This window comes from Pseudomonas helleri (assembly GCF_009600315.1).
GTDB classification, from domain to species: Bacteria; Pseudomonadota; Gammaproteobacteria; order Pseudomonadales; family Pseudomonadaceae; genus Aquipseudomonas; species Aquipseudomonas helleri_A.
In genome coordinates this window covers 1-804 of sequence record NZ_WIWC01000095.1, presented here as the reverse complement: position 1 = coordinate 804, position 804 = coordinate 1, and the positions used below count along the sequence as shown (strand labels likewise).

The following is an 804-nucleotide window of genomic DNA, read 5'->3' as shown; positions in this document are numbered from 1 at the left end:
CCTTGACCCGACTCGATCAAAAGCACGCTCCGCCTAGGGAGCATGGGACGTTTCACCCCATGCACCCTTGGCACATGCCGAATGCCGCCGGAGGCTGCTCTTGACGGATCGTCAAATCACACAATACCATGAGTCACGAGAAGCAACTCACCGGTGCAATATGACTACCAAAAAACGCAAGCCACAAAATCGGATGGCTTTGACTATTTCCGATGAACTCAAGGCTGCGCTCAATGAGCTTAACGATGCGACTGGTGTGGCTGCAGCCAGCTTTGTAACCGAGATTATGGAGGGCAACATCCCCATGATTTTGGGAATTGCTCAGGCTGCACGCTTGGCAAAAGCAGAGCCGGGCCGTGCCTTGGAAATCATGCAGCGTTCGATGCTTGAAGCCGTACATGATGCCAATCAGGCTCAAATTGAACTCATTGACCAACAAACCAAACTCCGCACCTTCCAACGCAAGGAACCCAACGAATGAACGTTCAAATGAAGAAAACCAAAAAACTCGTTGTCGCTCTCTTTCACCCTGACGACCCCCACGGGCCTTGCTTAGAGCTTATGCCCTGCGTGGACGATCTCGATAACTTCGATGAGTTCCACCATTTCGCTGAGTTTTATTACAACGGAATGCCAAAGCCTAATGGCGGCCAGATCATGGTTGCCTTTGCACCCAAGAATCCGAAATTCACCATGGCCTTTCTCGGCCCTTTGCAAATGGATTACCAGCAAGCTGACGCGCACGCCGAAACCATTAAGCGCATTTTGACCAGCCAATAAAAAACCCCCTCCAGTTAGCGCTGT

Annotated in this window: 2 protein-coding genes; both read left to right on the top strand. The window is 51.1% G+C overall.

What is annotated here, in order from left to right:
• The first annotated feature begins 160 nt into the window (after window positions 1–160).
• Window positions 161–481, top strand: a complete 321-nt coding sequence (locus GHN86_RS22985; protein WP_153334641.1) for a hypothetical protein — start codon at window positions 161–163, stop codon at window positions 479–481.
• Window positions 478–780 carry a hypothetical protein gene (locus GHN86_RS22980; protein WP_153334639.1) on the top strand — a complete coding sequence of 101 codons (303 nt, stop codon included), beginning with the start codon at window positions 478–480 and terminating at the stop codon, window positions 778–780. The genes GHN86_RS22985 and GHN86_RS22980 overlap by 4 nt, the downstream gene beginning before the upstream one ends.
• Window positions 781–804 lie beyond the last annotated feature (24 nt).

Bases quoted from the DNA above. Each gene is read 5' to 3' on its own strand.
- GHN86_RS22980 (WP_153334639.1), top strand. From the start codon at position 478: ATGAACGTTCAAATGAAGAAAACCAAAAAACTCGTTGTCGCTCTCTTT.
- GHN86_RS22985 (WP_153334641.1), top strand. From the start codon at position 161: ATGACTACCAAAAAACGCAAGCCACAAAATCGGATGGCTTTGACTATT.